The following is a 24,299-nucleotide window of genomic DNA, read 5'->3' as shown; positions in this document are numbered from 1 at the left end:
ATCAGGGACGCAGCATTCTTTGCTGCGTCCTTTTTCATTCCAAAATAAAGGAGCCGATTGATGATACTCGACCATACAGGCAACATCACCTACAAACCTGCAGGTGTAGAGGCCGAACCGCCGCTATGCCACCGTTGCGGAAACAGGGACAGGCGTTATTTCTACACCTACTATGCGGATTTTCATGAGTCGATGGTAATCTACTGCATGAAATGCGTCAATCTGGGCCGCTCGGACAGCATCACCCCTCTTAGATGCCGTGACACTGAAAGGATGGCGGAAGAGAGTCCATATGGACTCTCCTTCACCCTCAGCAGCCAACAGACCCGTGCTTCGGAAAGGATCCTTGAAACGGTGAAGACGGGCGGCTCCCTGCTGGTCCATGCAGTGACTGGGGCCGGCAAGACGGAGATGACCTTTGAAAGTATCCAATGGGCACGGATGAACGGGCTGAATGTGGCCTTCACTTCCCCTAGGATAGATGTGGTGAAGGAAGTGCATATGCGCCTCTGTGCGGCATTCAAGGGAAGTGATATCGACCTCATGCATGACGGGGTCAAGCAGATATACAACCATCACTTCACCGTATGCACCATCCATCAGCTATACAACTTCATCGGGCACTTCGATCTGATCATCGTCGATGAAACTGATGCCTTCCCGCTGCCCCAGGATCCGCTGCTCATGCAGGTGGTCCGTCGTGCAGCGGCGCCCCGTGCCTCCTTCATATTCATGACGGCGACGCCTTCCCGGCAACTGATCAGGGAGGTGGGCAGGGATAATGTCATCACACTGCCGAGAAGGTACCACGGCCACGATCTGGCAGTACCGAAGCTGGTCTGGCATAACGTCGCCCGGGACCTTGGCCATGGACGCCTTCCCCGAAAATTGATGATGCTGATCGATGCCATAATTGCAGAAGAAAGGCGGGTGCTCATATTCCTGCCAGAAATCGACATGATGGAAGCGCTCTTCGACCTGATCAGTGTCAATTTTCCAGCCTCCGCCTCGGTGCACAGCGGTGACCCCGAACGGAGCGGGAAAGTGGAGCGGATGCGGAAAGGGGAGATTGAAGTGATGCTGACGACGACGATTCTTGAGCGGGGGGTCACATTCGACCGGCTCGATGCCATAATCATCCATGCGGAAAGGTTCAATTCAGAAAGCCTCATACAGATGTGCGGCCGTGTAGGAAGGAAGACGACGGATCCGGTCGGCCGAATCTGGTTCATCGCCCACCATCAGAGCAGTGGCATCAGAAAGACCCTGCGTACCATCCACGGCTTCAACCGCAGGCGGGTGGAAGGATGATCTGCTACTACTGTCATGAAGCAATGAGGGAAGAAGTGGATATCGTCAATCTGTTCAAGAAAAGGGCTCCCCTGTGCGATGGATGCCGGAATGCACTTTCCCGATGGCGTGCCGGGAAGCGCTGCGGATTCTGCCACAGGCTGATGAAGACCGATGAAACGGCGTGCCTGGACTGCCATTTCCTGTCCAGCCGCTTCCGTCCACCTGAGAGCATCACCTGTCTGCTCGATTATCACGGGGCAGTAAAAATGCTTTTCCACCGCTATAAGTTCACAGGTGATTGTGCACTCGCCGAAGTGGTTGCGATGTTTCTCGACAGCCGTTTCAGGGAATATGATGTAATCATACCAATACCCATCTCGAAGGCCAGGATGGAAGAGCGCGGCTATGACCAGACGGCCATGGTGCTGGAGGCAAAAGGAGTGGCTTACAGCCCTTTTCTCGAAACGGAAACCAGGAGCCGCCAGTCCGGGCTTGGAAAGGCAGAGAGGGCCCGTAGGGAGAATCCATTCCTTCTGACCTGCCGCCATGAAGATCTTGAAGGTAAACGCATCCTCCTGGTCGATGACATCTACACGACAGGGATGACGGTGCATCAGGCAATGGAGAAACTATACACCTTTTCCCCCGGCACCATCGATGTGTTAACGTTTTCAAAAGCCTGAACAGTTTGGTATAATGAAAGTAGGAAGAATAACGTACTTAAGGAGGGGTTTCACCATGATCAGATGTGAAATTCGTGGAGAAAATATCGAAGTGACAGATGCAATCAGAAGCCACATAGAGGAGAAAGTGGGCAAGCTGGAACGTTACTTCACAAATGCTCCAAATACACACGCCCATGTCAACATCAAGACATACGGCAACAAGAAGGGCAAAGTTGAAATCACCATCCCCATGAAAGACCTGACACTACGCGCAGAGGAAAGACATGATGATCTATATGCAGCTGTCGACCTTATAATAGATAAGCTGGAAAGGCAGATCAGAAAGCATAAGACGAAGATCAACCGCAAATTCAGGGAAAAGAATCCGGAACAGGAATTCTTTGCAGCACTGGAAGCGGGCGCGAATGGTACACAGGAAGAGGAGAGCGATGAAGGCATCGATATCGTGCGCTCCAAGCAATTCCAGCTGAAGCCGATGGACTCTGAAGAGGCGGTACTGCAGATGAATATGCTTGGCCATGACTTCTTCATCTTCAATGATAGGGAAACGGAAGGTACAAGCATCGTCTACAGACGCAACGACGGCAAGTATGGCCTGATCGAAACGAATGAAGGCGTCTGATGACGCGTTTCATCCATAATTACAAGGAGTCCCTGATTGCATGCAATCAGGGACTCCTTCTGATTGTGTTCATTTTATTTTTACCCCATTTAATGATATTATTATGAAATGAATTAACAGTGAGATAGAGCGGGGGAGAGAAATCCATGGGTATTTTGGATAAGATCTACGACGGCAATAAACGGGAGCTGAAATCACTTCGTAAAGTTGCTGATAAAGTAGAGGAATATAAAGAGGATTTCGCCAAGTTGAGCGATGAGCAGCTCAGGGCGAAGACGGATGAATTCAAGGAAAAGCTTGGCGGGGCCAAAGATGAGAAGCAGCAGGAGAAGATGTTGGATGACATCCTCCCTGAAGCCTTTGCGACGGTGCGGGAAGCCTCAAAGCGCACACTGGGGCTGGAACCATATCCTGTTCAGATCATGGGCGGGGTGACCCTCCACAAAGGGGACATCGCCGAGATGAAGACGGGTGAAGGTAAGACCCTCACTGCAACGATGCCAGTCTATCTGAATGCCCTGACCGGAAAGGGTGTCCATGTCATCACAGTCAACGAATACCTTTCTGCCACGCAGATGGAAGAGATGTCGGTCCTGTATAATTTCCTCGGCCTCAGCGTAGGACTGAACCTCAATGCGAAGAACAGCGAGGAGAAGCGTGAGGCATTTGCTGCTGATATCACCTATACCACGAACAACGAACTCGGCTTCGACTATTTGAGGGACAACATGGTCACATATAAGAAGGACCGGGTGCTCAGGGGACTGAACTATGCCATCATCGATGAGGTCGACTCGATCCTCATAGACGAAGCGCGTACACCGCTCATCATTTCGGGCAAGGCGGACCAGTCCAATACACAGTACATCCAGGCGAATGCATTCGTTAAAATGCTCAAGGAAGATGAGGATTTCACGTATGACGTCAAGACGAAGAACATCCAGCTCAATGATGAGGGGATGGAAAAGGCGGAGAAATGGTTTAAGGTGGAGAACCTATATGATGTGAAGCACGTGAACCTCCTGCACCACATCAACCAGGCATTGAAGGCGCACTTCTCCATGCAGCGCGACATCGACTATGTCGTGGAAGAGGAGAAGATCGTCATCGTCGACCAGTTCACCGGCCGTAAGATGAAGGGACGGCGCTTCTCGGATGGCCTGCACCAGGCGATAGAGGCGAAAGAAGGGGTGGACATCCAGAACGAATCCAAGACGATGGCCTCCATCACTTTCCAGAACTTCTTCAGGCAGTTCAATAAACTGTCGGGAATGACGGGTACGGCGAAAACCGAGGAAGAAGAATTCCTCAACATATACAATATGAAGGTCACCATGATCCCAACCAACAAACCGATTGCCAGAACCGACCGTACGGACAAGATCTATTCGACGAAGGAATACAAGTTCAAGCACGTCATCGATGAAGTAGTGGAAAGGTACCGCCAGGGCCAGCCGGTGCTCATCGGTACAGTCGCCGTCGAGACAAGCGAGTACATCTCGGAACTGCTGCGCAAGAAAGGCATCCGGCATAATGTGCTTAATGCGAAGAACCACGAAAGGGAAGCGGAGATCATTGCGAATGCAGGGAAGAAGGGCGCTGTGACGATCGCGACCAACATGGCTGGACGTGGGACGGACATCAAACTCGGTGAAGGCGTCAAAGAAGTCGGCGGGCTCGCAGTCATCGGTACTGAACGTCACGAGTCCCGGCGTATAGACGACCAGCTCCGTGGCCGTGCCGGACGTCAGGGGGATGTGGGTGTCAGTACATTCTACTTGTCACTTGAAGATGACCTGATGAGACGATTCGGTTCCGAACGCATGCAGAGCACGATGCAGCGTCTGGGCATGGCAGAGGAGGAACTGACCTCCAAAATGATCGCCAGGGCAGTCGAATCTGCACAGAAACGCGTCGAAGGGAACAACTTCGACTCCCGGAAGAAACTGCTTGAATATGATGATGTATTGAGGCGGCAGAGGGAGATCATCTACGAAGAAAGAAATGAGATCATCGACAAGGAAGATGTGCGCGAGCAGCTCATGGGGATGATTGAATCCTCCGTCGAACGTACGACGAACTATTATATACTTGAAGATGAGGAACTGAGGGACTACGAGCAGTTCATCAAGACGGTGGAAGACATGTACCTGACTGAAGCATCCATTGAAGTTGGAGATGTCAGGGGCAAGGAAAGTGAAGAAATCGTTCCACTGATCTTAGAAAAGATTGAGCATGAACTCGCTGAGAAGGAAGAGCGATTGGGTGCAGAGAAGATGAGGTTGTTCGAGCGCATGATGATGCTGCGGACGATCGACCAGAAGTGGGTCGAGCACATCGATAGCATGGATCAGCTCAGGACCGGAATACACCTCCGTTCCTACGGCCAGATCAATCCGCTCCGGGAGTACCAGAATGAAGGACTCCAGATGTTTGAGGATATGCTTGTATCCATCGAGGACGATACGGCAAAGTATGTGATGAAGACTGAAGTGAAGTCAGACGAGGAGATCCGGCGCGAGCAGGTCATCGATAAGGGTGAAATGCACGCAGGAGACAGCAAGGAGAAAGTGAAGAAAGGGCCGGTCAAGAAAGAAATGAAAGTCGGCCGCAACGATCCCTGCCCATGTGGTTCAGGGAAGAAATACAAAAATTGTCATGGCAAATAGATGAAAGAGGGATATTTATGGAATTGTATGAGATAAGGAATTTCATTGGCGACATGCACGGGAAACTTGATGACTTCAGGGGGTCTCTTTGACTTAGAGGAAAAAGAGGTCCAGATCAAGGAGTATGAAGAAAGGATGACCGAGCCTGGTTTCTGGGATAACCAGGAAGAGGCGCAACAGGTCATCGACAGCAACAACAACCTGAAACGGGTGGTCGATGAATTCCACAACATTGAAGCAGCCGTTGAGGATATTGAAGTTTCGTATGAGCTGCTTAAAGAGGAAAACGATGAAGACATGTACCGTACCTTGGAAGAGAACGTGGCACAGGTGCGCGCCCAAATCGAGGCATTCGAACTCAACATGCTCCTGAACAACGAGCATGATGGACTGAATGCGATACTTGAGCTCCACCCCGGCGCCGGCGGTACCGAATCCCAGGACTGGGCGGAGATGCTGCTGCGCATGTACCAGCGCTATGCTGATCAGCAGGGCTTCAAAGTCGAAACGCTCGATTACCAGGCCGGGGACGAAGCAGGTGTCAAAAGTGTCGCGCTGCTGATTAAGGGACTCAACAGCTATGGGCTGCTGAAGGCCGAGAAGGGCGTGCATCGTCTTGTGCGCATCTCGCCTTTCGATTCATCAGGCAGACGGCACACCTCATTCGTTTCATGTGAAGTTACACCGCAGTTTGAGAACCAGGACATCAAGATTGAAGTGAAGCCTGAAGAGATCAGTGTCGACACCTACCGTGCAAGCGGGGCCGGTGGACAGCACGTCAATACGACCGACTCTGCAGTGCGGATCACCCACCACCCGACCGGCATTGTCGTCACATGCCAGAATGAGCGGTCACAGATCAAAAACCGCGACCAGGCGATGACGATGCTGAAGTCCAAGCTGTATCAGAGGGAGCTTGAGGAGCAGCGGGCAGAAATCGATGCGATCAAGGGTGAGCAGAAGGAAATCGGATGGGGCAGTCAGATCCGCTCCTACGTCTTCCACCCCTATTCAATGGTGAAGGATCATCGTACGAATATGGAGGTTGGAAACACTGACAAGGTCATGGACGGTGATATCGGTCCGTTCATTGATGCCTATCTCCGAATGACGATGGATGATGAAGGATGATGAATCATGTTCCCCCGGATGGGGGAACATTTTTTCATGGTCAGAAAACTTCATTGGAATACTCCAAGCAGACTTTAGAAAATTCATAATTCTGCCCAACATCCGAAAATGGTGTTTAAGTACTCAATGCTCCGGGGTATTGAGCTAATATAAACAATTATATTGGTAAAGGAGACAGGCTGATGAAAAAGTTCTGGTTACTTATGAGTTTTGCGATGGTGCTTGTACTTGGTGCTTGTGGCGGAGATTCCGGCGGGGATTCAGAAGAGGCGACTGATGAAGCAACAACTGAAGAGACGACAATGGAAGAGAGCACCGAAGAGGAGACTGAGGAAAGTACTGAGGAGTCCAACAGTGCAGATGCCGGCGATTCAGAGCTTGCACAGGAAGCATACCAGCAGAACAACTGCATGAGCTGTCACGGTGAAGACCTGGAAGGTGCAAGCGGTCCGGCATTGACGGATGTAGGCAGCCGCCTTTCAGAGGATGAAATCCGCACGACGATTGAAGAGGGCGGGAACGGCATGCCGTCCGGACTGGTAAGTGATGAAGAGGAACTGGATGCGCTTGTCCAATGGCTGTCCACTCAGACCGGTGAATAGAAATATTACAATGACGCTTCAATGATAGAAAGAAATGAATCAATTGAATATCCATAGAAATAGCGAAAACAGGCTGAGCATGGGGCTCAGCCTGTTTTATTTTGTATGGGGGTGGGTGATGCTGCATATTACAGTCCATTCCCCTCATTTCGATTACATTACAAGTCAATTACAAACGCCCATAAAGCATTTCTTGTGTGCTATAGTGTGCACCGTAGTCAAAAGGACATGCCTAAAGACAAACTAACATTAAAAACTTACCCGGTCGGGGACATATATAAACAATAAAACATCAATTAAGGTTCAAAAGAAATTAGGAGGATTTACTTATTATGAAGAAGACACTACTGTCAGTAGCAACAGTTACAGCACTTACAGGGATCGCGTCACACAATATATCAGCAGCAGAGTACACGGTAGAGAGTGGAGATACACTATGGAGCCTCGCAAATGAAAGCGGCACATCCGTCTCCACTCTTAAAGAAGTCAATGAACTTTCCGGAGATCTCATCGTTCCAGGAGATGTACTTGAAGTCGATGCAGAGCCTTCAGAAGAAGATGCTCAGGAAAATGACGGTACATACGTCATCAAATCCGGTGACACGCTTTTTGAAATTGGACAGAAGTTCGATGTGGACTATCAAAAGATCATGGAGTGGAATAACCTTTCTACAGACATAATCTATGCAGGCAAGACATTGATCGTAGCTGCGAGTGCAGCGCCAGGTAATGAAACTGTAGAAGAAGCGCCAGCAGTCCAGGAAGCCCCAGCAGTAGAAGAGCAGGCTGAGGTCGTGGAAGAAGCGCCAGCAGTTGAAGAGCAGACTGAAGTCGTGGAGGAAGCGCCAGCAGTTGAAGAGACTGAACAGGACCAGCCTTCTGCACCAGCAGCTGCACAAAATGACAACCAGGCAGCTGAGCAAGCAGCAGCAGAGCAGAGAGCTGCAGAACAGAGGGCTTCAGAAGAAAGAGCGGCTGAACAGGCAGCTGCAGAACAGAGGGCTGCAGAGCAGGCTGAAGCTGAGCGTCAGGAAAGAATCCAGCAGCGTGAAGCCGAGCAGGCTGAAGCTCAGGAACAGCAGGCTCAACAGTCACAGACTCAGCAGGTTTCAACCGGAGGCGGCAATGCAGCATCAGTAGCACGTTCCGTAGCAGCTGGTAAATCCTACGTATACGGTGGCAACACTGCTTCAGTGGTGGACTGCTCAGCACTGACTCAGCAGTTCATGCAGGCATATAAAGGTAAAAGCATTCCAAGAACAGCTGCAGCACAGATGGCGGCGGGCACCCAGGTATCCAATCCACAGCCTGGTGACCTTGTATTCTTCAACGGTGGTTCCCACGTTGGAATCTACATCGGCAATGGTCAGATGATCGATGCACTCAACCCTTCCGAAGGTGTCGGACAACGTTCTGTAAGCTATGTGAACGGCACGATAGACGGATACTTCAGATACTAATATATTTGATATCTTCAAGGTCAGAACTTTGTTCTGGCCTTTTTTGCATGCTTAAAACAATGTAAGCAAAGGTCTATTATGTTAAACTAATCTAAATAAATCATAAGGTATGTTGAATGATGAAAACGAAAAATATAATCATAATTTTATTGTTGGCAGTGTTCTTCTTCTTTGTCGGTGCAGGTATTGCAGCTGTTGTGAATATGTCGGAAGAGGGGCTCAAGGAGCAGTCCCTCCAGACGCTTCAGGATTCTGAAGGGCGTGACAACCATCATGCCGTCGGCATGAACATCCTCGGTGAACCGATGACGGGTCTCCGCAACGATGAGGATTCCCTTGAGTCGATCATCAGATCGAACGAGGTGACCGTCATCAATTTCTTCGCTTCCTGGTGTGATCCATGCCGCAGGGAGACGCCGGAACTGAATGCTTTCCATGAAGGGAAAAAAGACGAGCCGGTCGCCATCGTCGGCATCAATGTGGACGATAAGCCTTCAAACAGGGATGCCTTTTTGGAGGAGTTCGAAGTGGCATATCCGGTATTCGAGTTCTCTGATGAGGCTGAATCCATCGAATCGTATAACATACATCTCATGCCCACCACATTCTTTGTGGATGGTGAAGGTGAAATCATCAGGGCATATGTCGGCGAAGTGGAACAGAATCTGATCAACGATTATACTAACTACGTCAAGGAGGAATCCTAATGGGGGTCCATCAGTATTTCAAAAGCCTGAATGACCTGGAGAAGCTGGTCAGGTGTCCGGGCAAATTCAAATATCAGGATCATAATGTCGCAGCCCACTCTTTCAAAGTGACGAAGATTGCGCAGTACCTTGGGACTGTGGAAGAGTACCACGGAAACGAAATCGATTGGAAGAGCCTGTATGAAAAAGCGCTGAACCATGATTATCCGGAAATTTTCACAGGGGATATAAAGACACCGGTCAAATATGCATCCGGGGAGCTCAATATGCTCTTCAAGGAAGTGGAGGAAAGCATGACGACCCGTTTTATAGAAGAAGAGTTTCCGCCTGAATATCAGGACATCTATCTGAAGCGTCTCCGGGAGGGAAAGGACGGGAGCCTCGAAGGGCAGATCCTCTCCGTGGCCGACAAGATCGACCTCCTATATGAATCCTTCGGTGAGATACAGAAGCGGAATCCGGAACCCCTGTTCTTCGAAATATATGAGATGTCCCTTCTCACCATAAGAAAATTCTCCCATCTCACGTGCGTGCAGGACTTTCTCGAGAACATATTGACGGATATGCTGAAAGAGCGTTTTATACCTAAAACGGAACTGATGGATATTACAGAATCCATCATGAACAAGGAGATCTGATGGATGGCGCTTTACTGGTACATGATGGCAATGGTCGTTCCTGCAATCACCGTTGTGGTATTCACACGGTTGACACGCAATAAATTCCTGGCCGTCCTTTTGACGTTCATCATTTTCGGCGTGTCGATCTATCGTGGATTCTATCATTCCGAATGGGTCATTTTCATCGATGCCATTTCCATAGTCATCGGCTATATGCTGGTGGAAATATACAGTTTAGATCAAGTGGATGAAGAATAGAAATAACCGAACAAATGTTTGTTATTTCTATTTTTATTTTGTAGAATAGTGTTTGAGTAAAAAATGGGGGAAGAGTCGAATGGCAAAATTTGAAGTCGTTTCCAAGTTCAAGCCGGCAGGTGACCAGCCAAAAGCGATAGAAGAGATAAGCGGACAGATCAAGTCCGGCAACAGGCACCAGACGCTGCTCGGTGCCACGGGTACAGGGAAGACCTATACGATGAGCAAGGTGATCGAGGAGGTCGGCAAGCCGACATTGATCATCGCCCACAACAAGACGCTTGCGGGCCAACTGTACAGCGAATTCAAGGAATTTTTCCCGAACAACCGGGTAGAGTATTTCGTCAGCTACTATGACTACTATCAGCCGGAAGCCTATGTGCCCCAGACTGATACATTCATCGAGAAGGATGCACAGATCAATGACGAAATCGACAAGCTGCGGCACTCTGCGACAAGCTCGCTGTTCGAGCGTGATGATGTCATCATCATCGCTTCGGTCAGCTGCATCTACGGCCTCGGTAATCCTGAAGAATATAAGGATATGGTCGTCAGTGCGCGTGTCGGCATGCAGATGGACCGCAATGAATTCCTCCGTAAACTGGTCGATGTCCAGTATGCACGAAACGATATCGATTTTAGGCGGGGAACATTCCGGGTAAGGGGAGATATAGTGGAAGTTTTCCCCGCTTCAAGGGACGAACAGTGCATCCGTGTCGAATTTTTCGGGGATGAAATCGACCGCATCAGGGAAGTGGACTATCTTACAGGGGAAGTGCTTGCCGAAAGGGAACACTTCGCCATCTTCCCGGCATCCCACTTCGTCACGCGTGAAGAGAAGATGAAAGTGGCGATCGAACGGATTGAGCGTGAGCTCGAGGAGCAGCTCCAGATCCTCAGGGAGGACAACAAGCTGCTTGAGGCCCAGCGTCTCGAACAGCGGACCAACTATGACCTTGAGATGATGCGGGAGATGGGCTTCTGCTCCGGCATCGAGAACTACTCCGTCCACCTGACACTCCGTCCGATGGGATCGACACCATACACATTACTCGACTATTTTGACGATTTCCTCGTAATGATAGATGAGTCCCATGTTACACTGCCGCAGATACGGGGGATGTACAATGGTGACCAGGCGAGGAAGAAAGTGCTTGTCGACCATGGTTTCAGGCTGCCGAGTGCGCTTGACAACCGGCCGCTTAAGTTCGAGGAATTCGAAGCCAAGACCCAGCAGCTGCTGTATGTTTCAGCGACCCCGGGACCTTATGAAATCGAACATACCGAGAAGATGGTGGAACAGATTATCCGTCCGACCGGCCTGCTCGATCCCACCATCGATGTCCGTCCGACAGAGCACCAGATCGATGATCTGCTCGAAGAGATCATCACACGTACAGAAAGGAATGAACGTGTACTCATCACCACGCTTACAAAGAAGATGTCCGAGGATCTGACGGACTATCTCAAGGAATCCGGCGTCAAGGTCCAGTATCTCCATTCAGAGGTCAAGACGCTTGAGCGGATAGAAATACTGAGGGAACTGCGCATGGGCACCTATGATGTCCTTGTGGGCATCAACCTGCTCCGGGAAGGTCTGGACATCCCCGAAGTCTCCCTTGTAGCGATACTCGACGCCGATAAGGAAGGGTTCCTGCGCTCGAGCCGTTCCCTCATCCAGACGATCGGCCGTGCAGCGCGGAACAGTAGCGGCCATGTCATCATGTATGGTGATAAGATCACCGATTCCATGAGATATGCATTGGATGAGACGCAGCGGCGCCGGGACACGCAGATCGCCTACAATGAAGCGCACGGCATCACGCCTCAGACCATCCAGAAGGAGATACGGGACACGATCAGCGCCCAGGTCGACCTGAAAGAGGAAGGCAGAAAGAAAGACGGCAAGAAGAAAGGCAAGATGACGAAGAAGGAAAGAGAAAAAATAATGGCTCAGCTGGAAGCAGATATGAAACAGGCGGCCAAGGAACTCGATTTCGAGACTGCCTCAGAGTTGAGAGACGCATTGTTTGAGCTGAAAGCAGAAGGGTGATCATTTTTGAAAAATAAAAATATCAGCATCAGAGGTGCAAGACAGCATAATCTGAAGGACATCAATGTAGATATCCCAAGGGACCAGCTGGTGGTGATGACGGGACTGTCCGGTTCCGGCAAGTCCTCCCTGGCATTCGACACGATCTATGCGGAAGGCCAGCGGCGCTATGTCGAATCGCTGAGCGCATATGCGAGACAGTTCCTCGGACAGATGGAGAAGCCGGATGTCGATTCGATCGAGGGACTTTCCCCGGCAATCTCCATAGACCAGAAGACGACGAGCAACAACCCCCGCTCAACCGTATCGACAATCACGGAAATCTATGACTATCTGCGCCTGCTCTATGCACGTGCTGGTACACCATACTGTCCCATCCATAACATAGAAATCACTTCCCAGACGATCCAGGAGATGGTGGACCGTGTCATGGAGCTGCCTGAGCGCACTAAGATCCAGCTCTTCGCCCCGATCATCAAAGGACGCAAGGGCATGCATGAAAAAGTGTTCGAAGAGCTGGCTAAGGAGGGGTACGCCCGCGTCATCGTAGACGGTGAGATGTATGATATCGAATCTGTGCCGGAACTCGAAAAGAACAGGAAACATGACGTCGATGTCGTCGTCGACCGCTTGGCGGTACGGGATGGTATAGAATCGCGCCTGAGCGATTCACTGCAGACCGCACTCATAAAAGGTGAAGGCAATGTTACAGTCAATGTGATCGATGGGCATGATATGCACTTTTCAGAGCATTTCTCATGTCCCGAATGCGGATTTACGTTATCGGAGATGGAGCCGAGGCTGTTTTCATTCAACGCCCCCTATGGGGCCTGCCCGGACTGTGATGGGCTCGGAATGAAGATGGCCGTGGATGAGCGTCTAGTCATCCCCGACGACTCCCTCACCCTGGAAGATGGCGCATTCGCCCCATGGCAGCCGATCAGTTCGGATTATTATCCGACGCTTCTCAGACAGACCTGCGACCATTTCGGCATCGATATGAAGGTACCCTTCAAGAAGTTGCCGAAGAAGGAGAAGAACCTGCTCCTCTATGGATCGAAAGGCGAGATGGTCAACTATGAATTCAGGCAGAGCAATGGCATCGTCCGTCAGCGCAGAATGCCTTATGAAGGCCTCGTCAATAATATTGAACGCAGGTATAAAGAGAGCCCTTCCGAATATACACGGGGGGTCATGAGCACATACATGAGGGAAATCGAATGCAAGACATGTGGCGGATACCGCCTGAACGAGGAGGCACTGGCCGTCAAGATCGATGGCCGGCATATCGGGGCTGCGGTCGACGAGCCCGTAAAGGAGGCGCTTGAATTCTTCAACGGCCTCGAACTGTCGCCGAAGAACAGGCAGATTGCGGCGCCGATCCTGAAGGAAATCAATGAACGGCTGACGTTCCTGTACAATGTCGGTCTAGACTATCTCACACTCAACCGGCGCAGCGGGACGCTCTCAGGCGGCGAGGCCCAGCGCATCCGGCTGGCGACCCAGATCGGCTCGAGGTTGAGCGGTGTTCTGTATATTCTCGATGAACCTTCAATCGGCCTCCATCAGCGCGATAACGACCGGCTGATCAGAACCCTCAAGGACATGCGGGATCTCGGCAATACGCTGATCGTCGTAGAGCATGATGAGGATACGATGCTTGCGAGCGACCATCTCATCGATATCGGCCCAGGGGCGGGGGAGCACGGCGGCCGTGTGATGGCCCAGGGCACCCCGCAGGAAGTGATGGAGGATGAGAATTCCATCACCGGACAGTATCTCAGCGGCAAAAAGGAAATACCGCTGCCCGAAAACTACCGTAAGCCGGACATGAAGCGCGTCCTTGAAGTGCGCGGCGCCAAGGAGAACAATCTGAAGAACATCAATGTGAAGGTCCCGTTATCTGTAATGAATGTCGTGACGGGGGTTTCCGGTTCCGGGAAGAGTACACTGATCAACGAAATCCTGTATAAGGGACTGCACTCGAAACTCTACAAGACGAAGCAGATACCAGGGAAGCACAGGGAAATAAAAGGTGCCGAAAACATTGAGAAGATCATCGACATCGACCAGTCGCCGATCGGTAGGACACCACGGAGCAACCCGGCCACCTACACGGGTGTCTTCGATAATATCCGCGATGTCTTCGCCCAGACCAACGAGGCGAAAGTGCGCGGCTATCAGAAGGGCCGCTTCAGTTTCAACGTCAAGGGCGGGCGCTGTGAAGCCTGCAAGGGCGATGGCATCATCAAGATAGAAATGCACTTCCTCCCGGATGTGTTCGTACCATGTGAAGTATGTGATGGAAAGCGTTATAATAGAGAGACACTCGAAGTCAAATACAAGGACAAGAGCATTGCAGACGTATTGGCGATGACGGTTGAAGAGGCGTACTATTTCTTTGAGAACATCCCGAAAATCAAGCGCAAGATCAAGACGCTGCTCGATGTGGGCCTCGGCTATGTCAGGCTTGGCCAGCCGGCGACCACACTGTCCGGCGGGGAGGCCCAGCGTGTCAAGCTGGCCTCCGAGCTCCACAGGCGTTCCGACGGCAAGTCGCTCTATATACTGGATGAACCGACGACAGGACTGCATTCCGAAGACATCGGAAAGCTGATCACCGTCATACAGAGGCTCGTCGACAACGGGGACACCGTCATCGTAATCGAGCACAATCTCGACGTCATCAAAGTGGCGGACCACATCATCGATATGGGTCCTGAGGGAGGCGATGGCGGCGGCACGGTCGTGGTCGAAGGATCCGTACAGGATATCATGGCGGAAACGGATAGCTATACGGGCCATCATCTAAAAAAATGGTTGGACAGAAACCACCAGGGGGATTGAAATGGATAATAAAGACCGCATTCTAAAAATGTTGGAAGAAGGAAAGATCACATCCGAGGAAGCAGTCCGGCTTCTCGACGCAATAGAGTCCAAACCGGACAGGGAACAGACGGCGCAAAATGAAGGCCACAGCCGACAGGAAGACACCAGGAATACAGCCGAAGAAGATTCCAAGGATGTCCTCCAACAGTTCATGAATGAATTCCAGAAGTACGTCAATACCGATAAGGCAAATCAGGCATTCAGCCAGGTTAAGAGCAGGCTTGAAGGGCAGAAGCAGGCGGCGCAGGTCTACAAGACCTTTGAAAAGGCTTTCGACAATGTCAAAAACAGTACAATCGATTCCATGTTTACTCAAGGATCGAAGAACCGTCTGATCGAAACGGTCGAAGACAGCTATTCGAACATCTCGGTCGACATTACGAACGGCAACGTCAAGGTGGTGCCGACGGACAGGGTGACGACGGCTAAGTTCGAAGTCACGCCCTTCTACCGCAAACTTGACAAGCAGCGGAACTATTTCCAGGACATCATCTGTGAAGTCAAGAATGACGAACTCATCATCGTTTCCGACATCCGCACAGCGCGCGTGAACGTCGAACTGCAGGTGAATCCATCCATCGTCAACAGGCTGATCGTCTCCGGGTCGAACGGAAACGTCAGCATCGAAGGTCAGGAATTCAATGATCTGACTGTGGATCTGCTGAATGGTAGCATCAATCTTGATGAGACGGCAAGCAGCAGCGCCTTCATACGGACATCAAGAGGGAACGTCAATGTCAAAGGCGGGGCACACGGTGCCCTTGAACTGATCTCGATGGTTGGGACGATCAATACCGAAACACTTAATGCAAAGGATGTCACCGTGTCATCCAACGGTTCGGTGAACATCTCCCTCAACGAGCGTACCGAATCGGCCACAATCAACGCGAACATGGGCAGCATCAATATAAATGTGCCGCATGACCGTTCCCTGGAGGGACGGCTGAGCACCGTCGTCGGACAGATCAACTATCCACCGGATCTGGACGCGAGATTCATGAAATCCCAGGATATCGGCTTCAAGGAACTCATGCTCGTCAATGACACCGATGAGAAGGCGCTCCTCCTGGAAGTGGGGACGAAGTTCGGCAGTGTAACGCTGCACCGAAGCTGAATAGGATGAAGCCATGGCCCGGCAGCCTCTGCCGGGCTTTGTGCGTTCTGCACAGGCGAGTCCCATGGGACAAATATGACCGCCTTGTGAAATAAGGGCAGGATGGCTCGATATTACGTTTCCTGTACAACCCGATTTATTGAAAATGATTTTCCGATTCTTTATAGTTGAAGTAATAAACAGCCGAGGTGACAAGATGCTTACAGTAAAGAAGATAATAGATAAATTCAATTTGAAACTCATCTCCGGTAACGAAGGGATAGACAAGGAGATCGAGAACATCGATGTATCCCGTCCAGGCCTTGAAGTGGCCGGATACTTCTCCCACTATTCCTCAGACCGCGTCCAGGTGCTTGGAATGACGGAATCCTCATTCTTCGAACGTATGCTCACCGAGGAAGAGCGGGAGGACAGGTCGAAGCGGCTGTGCCGGAAAGAGACCCCGTGCATCATCATCACACGTAATTTGAGCGCCCCCCTTGAGCTTATCGAGGCGTGCAACCAGACGCATACACCTTTGCTGGTTACGGAGGATAATACAACGAACTTCATCAGCCGCATGTCGAATTTCCTTGAAAAGGCGCTGGCACCAGAAACGAACATGCACGGTGTCCTGGTCGACATATACGGCATCGGTGTGCTGATCACCGGGGAAAGCGGTGTCGGCAAAAGCGAGACGGCGCTTGAACTCGTAAAGAGCGGACATCGCCTTGTAGCTGATGATAATGTCGAAATCAAGGAAGTATCCAAGAACGTCCTTATGGGATCGGCGCCGCCGCTCATCCGTAATCTGCTCGAGATCCGGGGGCTTGGCATCATCAATGTGATGACCCTCTTCGGGGCGGGCAGCATACTTGAGGAGAAGCGCATCATGCTGAATGTCAATCTGGAGACATGGGAGCCCGGCAAGACGTATGAACGGCTTGGCCTCGACCAGAAGCGGATGCGCATACTCAATGCGGAGATCGACCAGAAGACGATTCCGATCCGTCCGGGACGGAGTCTTGCCGGTATCATAGAAGTTGCAGCGATGAACTACCGGATGCAGTACATGGGATATGACGCTGCCCAGGAATTCAACGACCGCCTGAACCGTCAGATCCAGGTCAATGGAGGTATGATCGATGATCTTTAATGCACCCCTCAGCCCCGTCGCTTTAGAAATCGGGCCGCTCAGCATCTACTGGTATGGTGTCATCATCGCCACCGGAATGCTTCTCGGCTACTTCATCGCCGATCGTGAAGCGAACCGTAAAGGCCTGCCTGAAGGGCTCTTCATGGATCTGATGTTCTATATAATCATTGCTTCGATCGTCGGGGCAAGGCTGTATTATGTCGTATTCCAATGGGAGTACTACAGCCAGAACCCGCTCGACATCATCATGGTGAATGAAGGCGGCATGGCGATCCATGGCGGCCTCATCGGTGGATTTCTCGCCGGCATCATCTATTGCCGCGTAAAAGGGTTCAGCTTCTTCCAGCTTGCAGATATTGCAGCCCCGAGCCTCATCCTCGGCCAGGCCATCGGACGCTGGGGAAACTTCATGAACCAGGAAGCCCATGGCGGGGAAGTATCCAGAGGATTCCTGGAATCCCTGATGCTGCCGGAATGGATCATCAACCAGATGTACATAGACGGTGCCTACTACCATCCGACCTTCCTTTATGAATCGGTTTGGAACATCATCGGCTTCATCCTGCTCATCCTGCTCCGTCCGAAACTGAAGATCGGCCAGACCATACTGCTCTATCTGGTCTATTATTCCATCGGGCGCTTCTTCATAGAGGGCATGCGCACGGACAGCCTGATGATCGGGGAGAGCCTGCGGACGGCACAGTTCATCTCGATACTGATCATTATGGCAGCGGCTGCAGTATGGATCTATCGTGAAATGAAATACAGGCTGCCGAGATACAAGGATACAGACGGCGTATACAAAGGAAGATAGGGGGAAGGGGCATGAGAAGATTGAAGAGGATCAAAGCGGGTGGGGTCAACCCCCTGTGGAACATGTACCAGACCATCTCCCGCTTCAAGGTCGTCAGGAATTTCATCGTCATTGAAATCGGACGCTACTGTCCGTCGACGAAATGGAAGCACAGACTCTACAGCAATCTGCTTGGAATGAAGCTCGGGGATAATGTCTCCCTGGCATTCAAGGCGATGCCGGATCTGATGCATCCAGAACGCATCCACATTGGCAAAAACAGTATAATCGGGTATAATGCAGTAATATTGACTCATGAATATCTGGTGGATGAGTACAGGATCGGAGACGTACGCATCGGCCATGATACTATGGTGGGAGCGAATGTGACGATTTTGCCTGGTGTGGTGATCGGAGACCATGCCATCATCGGTGCGGGCAGTGTGGTATCGAAAGATGTTCCCGACCATTCAATCTGCTACGGCAACCCGCTTATAGTAAGGAGTAGGAATAATGAATAGGAAAGTGATCCCTTTCGATCAGAATGGAGAGTTCCATTTTAATCAGGGCTTGAAAAAAACAGAACAGAATAAGAAGCAGGCGGCACTGAAGAGTTTTCATAAGGCCTTCGAGCTCGATCAGAACAACTTGGCATACCTTTCCCAGTACGCATACCTGCTTGCTGAAAATGGACGCGGAGCAGAAGCTGAACATATATTGATTAATGCCTTCATTCAGCATCAGTATGATGCTGAATTTTATTTTATACTGAGTCAGCTCTATGTCATCATGAACGATCCCAACAAGGCGTTCCTCTTTGGCGTGCAGTATGTCCAGCATGAGCCGGAATCCGGCTATGATGAGGAGCTCGAGCAGATGTTCGAAGTCAGCATCCATGATGAGGATGAAGTCGAACGGGAAGCGATCCGCTTCACAGGCCAGCACCTGTTCCAGCATCTGTTCATGAATGCACGGATAGAAGAGGCGCTGGACTTCCTTTCCACCATCCCCGAATCGATCAGGGAAGAGCGGGAATTCCGCAACCAGAAAGCGATGGCGGCGCTGTTCCTGAACCGCTACGAGGAAGCGCATGAACTGCTTGAACAGCTGCTGAAGGAGGACCGCACGGACATGCACGCCCTCAGCCACATGACATTGCTGTACTATCATACAGGGGAGGAGGAGAAATACAGGACGTTCCTCAAGAAGCTCGAGGTCGTCCAGCCGCTCGATGATGACGATCGCTTCAAGGTCGGGCTCGTCCTTAATTTCCTCCAGCAGTATGAACGGTCCTATGAACTGCTGTTCCCACTGTACAAGAAGCAGGCATTCGTCAGTTTCCAGCTGCTTCATGCACTCAGCCATGCGAGCTATCATATCGGGCATGACGAGGAAGCCTGGATGTTCTGGGAACGGATGCAGACATTCCATCAGGTGAATGAAATGTACAGTCCATGGAAGCGCCAGGAGGCGACGCAGAGGATTGCCGACCTTGAGGCGTTCTATCTGAAGGATGATGATCCCTATGTGCGTCTGCTCGGCCTATACAAGATCTATAATGTCGTGCCGCGCGATGCTATACTGGGCCACGATGTATGGGAGACGATAGAAGCTCTGGAAGACTATGAGAAACTCTATATCTCCTACCTCTTCCAGGGACTGAAGCTCGTCCGCCTCGGCCGTATGCATAAGGGGCTCGAAGCCATGCGCCGTGCAGGATACGAAGAGGAGGAGGACCAGCTGGCTTGGATAGAGACATTCCATGCCCTCTATGAAAGCAAGGTGGAACTTGAAGACATCAATGCCTTCGCAGCAGCCACCCTGTACTTCCATCAACGTGGCAGGAAGCTCACCAAGAAGACACTCGTAGACAGTTTTGATACGACGCTCTACCGCCTGAACAAGGCGCTCGAGAAGGTCAAGCAGATTTGATGAAAAATCGGTCGATACCGCTTATAATATTTGGTAGTCGATACAGAAGAAAAGGAGTTTTATCTCATGACTGAAGAAAATATCTATGATGTCGTCATCATTGGTGCAGGACCGGCAGGCATGACGGCTGCCGTCTATGCTTCCCGTGCGAACCTGAAGACGGTCATGCTGGAGCGCGGCATGCCGGGCGGCCAGATGGCCAATACTGAAGAAGTGGAGAACTTCCCTGGTTTTGATTTCATCACGGGTCCGGAACTGTCCACGAAAATGTTCGAGCACTCCCAGAAGTTCGGTGCCGAATATAAATACGGAGACATCAAATCCGTAGAGGATAAAGGCGACTACAAAGTCTTGAAGACCGGCAGTGAAGACATCCTTACACGTACGATCATCATTGCGACAGGTGCAGAATACAAGAAGGTCGGCGTTGACGGTGAGGACACACTCGGCGGCCGCGGCGTCAGCTACTGTGCCGTATGTGACGGTGCCTTCTTCAAGGAGAAGGAGCTTGTCGTCATCGGCGGCGGGGACTCCGCAGTCGAAGAAGGTGTTTTCCTGACCAAGTTCGCCAGCAAAGTGACCATTGTACACAGGAGAGATCAGCTGCGTGCGCAGAAGATCCTTCAGGACCGTGCATTCAAGAATGATAAGATCGAGTTCATCTGGGACACTGAAATCCAGTCCATCAATGGGGACAGCAGAGTGGAAAGCGTCACGCTGCTCGACAAGAATACGGGTTCCAAATACGAGTATGATGCAGATGGCGTCTTCATCTATGTCGGCATGAAGCCTCTGACAGCTCCATTTGAGGGTCTTGGCATACTCAATACACTTGGGTATGTGGAAACCAATGATGAAATGGAAACATCCATCCCGGGCATCTTTGCAGCAGGGGATGTGCGCAACAAGACGCTGCGCCAGATCGTCACGGCAACAGGCGACGGCAGCATCGCTGCACAGAATGCACAGCATTATATCGAAAAGCTTGCAGATATGCAGGAAAGCAAATAGCATCTTCCCCAAGGACATCTCCCTTGGGGATTTTTTTGAGCCATTCGATTGAAAACAGCACATATAGGGCGTATCATATAATATTGCTACAAAGCTTCAGGCGTGGTTTAATTGAGGGAAAAGAAAGATGAAAAAGACAAGAGGATGTGGAGCAATGAAGCAGCTGATTATTGTGACGGGAATGAGCGGTGCCGGGAAATCCGTAGCCATCGAAGCATTGGAGGACATAGGGTATTTCTGCATTGATAACCTGCCGCCGATCCTACTGCAGAAGGTTGTGGAACTGATGGAGACGACTGACGGCCAGATGGACCGTGTCGGCCTTGGCATCGATCTCAGGGGTAAAGAGTTCTTCGACCACCTTGTGGCCGAAATCGAAAAGATTGGGGACCATCCCGACCTGGCCCTTGAAATCATTTTTATAGACGCGGCCGACGACCGCCTTGTTACACGATATAAAGAAACACGGCGTGCCCACCCTCTCGACAATGAAGCGAACCTTCTGGATTCGATCACAAAGGAGCGGGAGCTGTTGAATGATCTGAAGGGGCGGGCCACCCACATCATCGATACGACACAGACGACACCGAAAGAGTTGAGGGGCATGATGTTCGAAATGTCTGCCGGTGAAAACCGCTCCGTCTTCAACGTCAATGTGATGAGCTTCGGCTTCAAGCACGGCATCCCCATTGATGCGGATCTGGTCTTCGATGTGAGGTTCCTTCCGAATCCACACTATGTCGATGCACTCAGACCCTATACGGGACTGGACAAGCCCGTATCCGACTATGTCATGAAGTGGAAGGAAACGAAGACTTTCTATGCGAAGTTCTATGACCTCATCAAATACATGCTCCCCCAGTTCATGAAGGAAGGGAAGTCCCAGCTTGCCATCGCAATCGGATGCACAGGCGGTCAGCATCGTTCGGTGACGCTTGCTGAAAAACTGGTCAGGGACCTCAACGACGATTTTGACTTTGCCATCCGCGCAGTCCACAGGGACGCGCCGGTTGAAGGTGCGGAAAATGAAGAAGATTAGGATCACACTGGTCGGTGGCGGTACGGGCCTGAGCGTACTGGCCAGGGGGCTCAGGAAGTATCCTGTGGACATTTCCGCAATAGTCTCGGTTGCCGATGACGGGGGCTCGACGGGACTGATCAGGGACCAGATCGATATGCCTGCACCGGGGGATATCAGGAACGTGATGACGGCCCTGAGTGATGTGGAGACGAAGCTTGAGAACCTCTTTGCCTACCGCTTCAAAAAGGATGCGCTTGGCGGTCATGCCCTCGGCAACCTTATGCTGGCTGCGATGTATGACATGACGGGGGATTTCGCCGTGGCGGTCAAGGAACTGAGCAAGATATTGAACGTGAAGGGTACGGTGATTCCATCCACGAACATCAGTCCGAAGCTCGCAGCACGCATGGAGGACAATTCGATCATCGTGGGGGAAAGCTATATCCCGGAAGTGAAGCAGAAGATAGAGGAAGTCTATCTCATACCTAACGATACGGTGGCGACGCCGGAAGCGATAGAAGCCATCAAGGCGTCCGATGTCATCGTCTTCGGCCCCGGAAGCCTCTACACCAGCATCATCCCGAATCTGCTTCCTGAAGGGATGCGGGAAGCGGTGGAGGATGCCAAAGGCATAAAGGTCTATGTATCCAACATAATGACGCAGATGGGCGAGACGCTCGGGTATTCCGCAGCCGATCATCTGGAGGCAATCAACGGGCATATGGGCAGCAACGTCATCGATTTCATCATCCTGAACGAAGAGGACATCAAGGGTCGTGTGTCCGACTACTACAGCCGGAACGATATGACGATAGTTGAAAGCGACAGGGAACGACTGAAGGAGATGGGAGCCACAGTGGTTACAGATGATCATCTGGTCCAGATCGATGATGAGGGCGCTGTGCGCCACAACAACAAAGTGCTGGCAGAGATCATATACGATATTGCACTCAAGGAAATCAGCACGCTTCAATATAAGAAATAAACGATAAGGGCGTGATTGCATGTCATTTGCTTCCGAGATGAAGAATGAATTGACAAGAATCGAAGTGGATACGTGCTGCATGAAAAGTGAACTTTCTGCACTCATCAAGATGAATGGGGCACTCAGCCATTTCAATGGAGAATGGATCATCAATATCCAGACCGAAAATGCCGCCATCGCAAGGCGTATATTTTCACTGATACGGAATCTCTACGGTGTCGAGATAGAACTGCTTGTCCGCAGGAAGATGAAGCTGAAGAAGAACAATGTCTATATCTCCCGCATAAAGAAGGACAGCAGAAAAGTGTTGGAGGATCTGGATATCATGAAGGGCGGGGTGCTTTCCCATGAAATCAGCGATTCGGTCAAGGAGAAGGAGTGCTGCATCCGGAGCTATCTGCGCGGGGCCTTCCTGGCCGGAGGGTCTGTAAACAATCCCGAAACTTCAGCCTATCATCTGGAAATATTCTCGCTGTATGAAGAACATGCACAAAGCCTCACAGAACTGATGAATGGATATCAGCTCAATGCGAAGTTCATCGAAAGGAAGCGCGGCTATATCACCTATCTCAAGGAAGCGGAGAAGATTGCCGAATTTCTGAGCCTGATCGGCGGCTACCAGGCCCTCCTTAAATTCGAGGACATCCGCATCGTCAGGGATATGAGGAATTCGGTCAACCGCCTCGTCAATTGTGAAACGGCGAACCTCAACAAGACGATCAGCGCTGCCATGCGGCAGGTGGAAAACATCCAATTCATCGATGAGGAGATCGGCCTTGACGAATTGCCGGAGCGGCTCCGGGAGATCGCCAGGCTGCGTGTGGAGCATCAGGATGTCTCCTTGAAGGAGCTTGGAGAAATGATGTCCACAGGCGTCATTTCAAAATCAGGTGTGAACCACCGCCTCAGAAAGCTTGATAAGATTGCAGATAAGCTTAGAAGCGGCGAAGAGGTCACCTTCAAATAAAAATGCTTGTACTCATCATCGAGTACAAGCATTTTTGCATGGATCAGAATGAATCGGAATCGAAAGGTTCGTTGGGGCGTCCGGCAGTACGGTCGGTTTCATCATCGGTAGGCATGATGAAGCCGACGATGAAGTACAGTACTACAAGGAAGATGTTCAATGTCGGTACAGTCAGTACCACAAAGATGATCCGCAGTATCGTCGAGTCGATGCCGGTCCGTTCGCCCAGGCCGCCGAATACTCCCATGATATAGGAGTCGGTTGAGGAGCGTACAAGTTTCCTGTTGTCCATATACGATCTCCTTTCTATAACACTTCAATTATACCACTTGATGATGGGGGATAAAAAGA

General features: G+C 50.9%; 21 protein-coding genes and 1 pseudogene. 21 read left to right on the top strand and 1 reads right to left on the bottom strand.

All coding sequences use genetic code 11. The features are described from left to right. Nucleotides 1-60: 60 nt before the first annotated feature. From LLU09_RS06245 to whiA, 21 genes and pseudogenes are all read left to right on the top strand, one after another. Nucleotides 61-1,311 (top strand): helicase-related protein, encoded by a 1,251-nt coding sequence (locus LLU09_RS06245; RefSeq protein WP_228310978.1) that lies wholly within the window; start codon nucleotides 61-63, stop codon nucleotides 1,309-1,311. Next, nucleotides 1,308-1,976, top strand: a complete 669-nt coding sequence (locus tag LLU09_RS06240; protein ID WP_228310977.1) for a ComF family protein — start codon at nucleotides 1,308-1,310, stop codon at nucleotides 1,974-1,976. The genes LLU09_RS06245 and LLU09_RS06240 overlap by 4 nt, the downstream gene beginning before the upstream one ends. A gap of 55 nt (nucleotides 1,977-2,031) precedes the next feature. Beyond that, nucleotides 2,032-2,601, top strand: coding sequence for a ribosome hibernation-promoting factor, HPF/YfiA family (hpf, locus tag LLU09_RS06235; protein WP_040105107.1), 570 nt, complete (start codon nucleotides 2,032-2,034; stop codon nucleotides 2,599-2,601). Nucleotides 2,602-2,747: 146 nt separating this feature from the next. After that, entirely contained in the window at nucleotides 2,748-5,270 is a 2,523-nt protein-coding gene (gene secA / locus LLU09_RS06230; protein ID WP_228310976.1) for a preprotein translocase subunit SecA, read from the top strand. 17 nt (nucleotides 5,271-5,287) lie between these two features. After that, nucleotides 5,288-6,401 (top strand): peptide chain release factor 2 gene (prfB, locus tag LLU09_RS06225; protein ID WP_228310975.1). Its coding sequence is split into 2 segments (ribosomal slippage): nucleotides 5,288-5,359 and nucleotides 5,361-6,401, totalling 1,113 coding nucleotides; the frame shifts between segments, so codons are not numbered across the junction. A gap of 182 nt (nucleotides 6,402-6,583) precedes the next feature. Further along, on the top strand, nucleotides 6,584-7,003 hold the full coding sequence (locus LLU09_RS06220) for a c-type cytochrome (RefSeq protein WP_228310974.1): 420 nt from the start codon (nucleotides 6,584-6,586) through the stop codon (nucleotides 7,001-7,003). A 332-nt stretch (nucleotides 7,004-7,335) separates the two neighbouring features. Beyond that, complete coding sequence (locus LLU09_RS06215) at nucleotides 7,336-8,463, top strand: LysM peptidoglycan-binding domain-containing protein (RefSeq protein ID WP_228310973.1); 1,128 nt, start codon at nucleotides 7,336-7,338, stop codon at nucleotides 8,461-8,463. Between the two features lie 116 nt (nucleotides 8,464-8,579). Next, entirely contained in the window at nucleotides 8,580-9,170 is a 591-nt protein-coding gene (locus LLU09_RS06210) for a TlpA disulfide reductase family protein (protein ID WP_228310972.1), read from the top strand. Then, nucleotides 9,170-9,808, top strand: a complete 639-nt coding sequence (locus LLU09_RS06205; RefSeq protein WP_228310971.1) for a YfbR-like 5'-deoxynucleotidase — start codon at nucleotides 9,170-9,172, stop codon at nucleotides 9,806-9,808. Before LLU09_RS06210 ends, LLU09_RS06205 begins: the two co-directional genes overlap by 1 nt. A 3-nt stretch (nucleotides 9,809-9,811) precedes the next feature. Beyond that, nucleotides 9,812-10,048 carry a DUF2198 family protein gene (locus LLU09_RS06200; protein ID WP_040105103.1) on the top strand — a complete coding sequence of 79 codons (237 nt, stop codon included), beginning with the start codon at nucleotides 9,812-9,814 and terminating at the stop codon, nucleotides 10,046-10,048. Nucleotides 10,049-10,127: 79 nt separating this feature from the next. Continuing rightward, nucleotides 10,128-12,101 carry an excinuclease ABC subunit UvrB gene (uvrB, locus tag LLU09_RS06195; RefSeq protein ID WP_228310970.1) on the top strand — a complete coding sequence of 658 codons (1,974 nt, stop codon included), beginning with the start codon at nucleotides 10,128-10,130 and terminating at the stop codon, nucleotides 12,099-12,101. Nucleotides 12,102-12,107: 6 nt separating this feature from the next. Continuing rightward, the gene (gene uvrA / locus LLU09_RS06190; RefSeq protein ID WP_228310969.1) at nucleotides 12,108-14,948 is read left to right on the top strand and encodes an excinuclease ABC subunit UvrA; all 2,841 of its coding nucleotides are present in this window, start codon (nucleotides 12,108-12,110) and stop codon (nucleotides 14,946-14,948) included. Nucleotide 14,949: 1 nt separating this feature from the next. Next, on the top strand, nucleotides 14,950-16,104 hold the full coding sequence (locus tag LLU09_RS06185) for a DUF4097 family beta strand repeat-containing protein (protein ID WP_228310968.1): 1,155 nt from the start codon (nucleotides 14,950-14,952) through the stop codon (nucleotides 16,102-16,104). A gap of 196 nt (nucleotides 16,105-16,300) precedes the next feature. Then, nucleotides 16,301-17,239 carry an HPr(Ser) kinase/phosphatase gene (gene hprK / locus LLU09_RS06180; protein ID WP_040105099.1) on the top strand — a complete coding sequence of 313 codons (939 nt, stop codon included), beginning with the start codon at nucleotides 16,301-16,303 and terminating at the stop codon, nucleotides 17,237-17,239. Beyond that, on the top strand, nucleotides 17,229-18,053 hold the full coding sequence (lgt, locus tag LLU09_RS06175) for a prolipoprotein diacylglyceryl transferase (RefSeq protein ID WP_228310967.1): 825 nt from the start codon (nucleotides 17,229-17,231) through the stop codon (nucleotides 18,051-18,053). The genes hprK and lgt overlap by 11 nt, the downstream gene beginning before the upstream one ends. Before the next feature lie 323 nt (nucleotides 18,054-18,376). Then, a pseudogene (locus tag LLU09_RS12680) lies at nucleotides 18,377-18,526 on the top strand (DapH/DapD/GlmU-related protein); the annotation flags it as partial. 19 nt (nucleotides 18,527-18,545) lie between these two features. Continuing rightward, a complete protein-coding gene (locus tag LLU09_RS06165; protein ID WP_228310965.1) occupies nucleotides 18,546-19,964 on the top strand; it encodes a tetratricopeptide repeat protein in 1,419 nt (472 codons plus the stop codon). 66 nt (nucleotides 19,965-20,030) lie between these two features. Beyond that, nucleotides 20,031-20,975: a thioredoxin-disulfide reductase gene (gene trxB, locus LLU09_RS06160; RefSeq protein ID WP_228310964.1), complete on the top strand. Its 945-nt coding sequence runs from the start codon at nucleotides 20,031-20,033 to the stop codon at nucleotides 20,973-20,975. Nucleotides 20,976-21,129: 154 nt separating this feature from the next. Further along, entirely contained in the window at nucleotides 21,130-22,014 is an 885-nt protein-coding gene (rapZ, locus tag LLU09_RS06155) for an RNase adapter RapZ (protein WP_228310963.1), read from the top strand. Then, nucleotides 22,001-22,981 carry a gluconeogenesis factor YvcK family protein gene (locus tag LLU09_RS06150; RefSeq protein WP_228310962.1) on the top strand — a complete coding sequence of 327 codons (981 nt, stop codon included), beginning with the start codon at nucleotides 22,001-22,003 and terminating at the stop codon, nucleotides 22,979-22,981. The genes rapZ and LLU09_RS06150 overlap by 14 nt, the downstream gene beginning before the upstream one ends. Before the next feature lie 19 nt (nucleotides 22,982-23,000). Then, the gene (whiA, locus tag LLU09_RS06145; protein WP_040105093.1) at nucleotides 23,001-23,948 is read left to right on the top strand and encodes a DNA-binding protein WhiA; all 948 of its coding nucleotides are present in this window, start codon (nucleotides 23,001-23,003) and stop codon (nucleotides 23,946-23,948) included. Between the two features lie 43 nt (nucleotides 23,949-23,991). On the opposite strand, the gene LLU09_RS06140 is transcribed toward whiA, so the two are convergent. Further along, complete coding sequence (locus tag LLU09_RS06140) at nucleotides 23,992-24,240, bottom strand: PspC domain-containing protein (protein WP_228310961.1); 249 nt, start codon at nucleotides 24,238-24,240, stop codon at nucleotides 23,992-23,994. Nucleotides 24,241-24,299: the final 59 nt, after the last annotated feature.

Source organism: Salinicoccus sp. RF5 (assembly GCF_020786625.1).
Lineage (GTDB): Bacteria > Bacillota > Bacilli > Staphylococcales > Salinicoccaceae > Salinicoccus.
The sequence above is the reverse complement of the archived record's forward strand: the minus strand, read 5'-3'. Positions and strand labels throughout refer to the sequence as shown.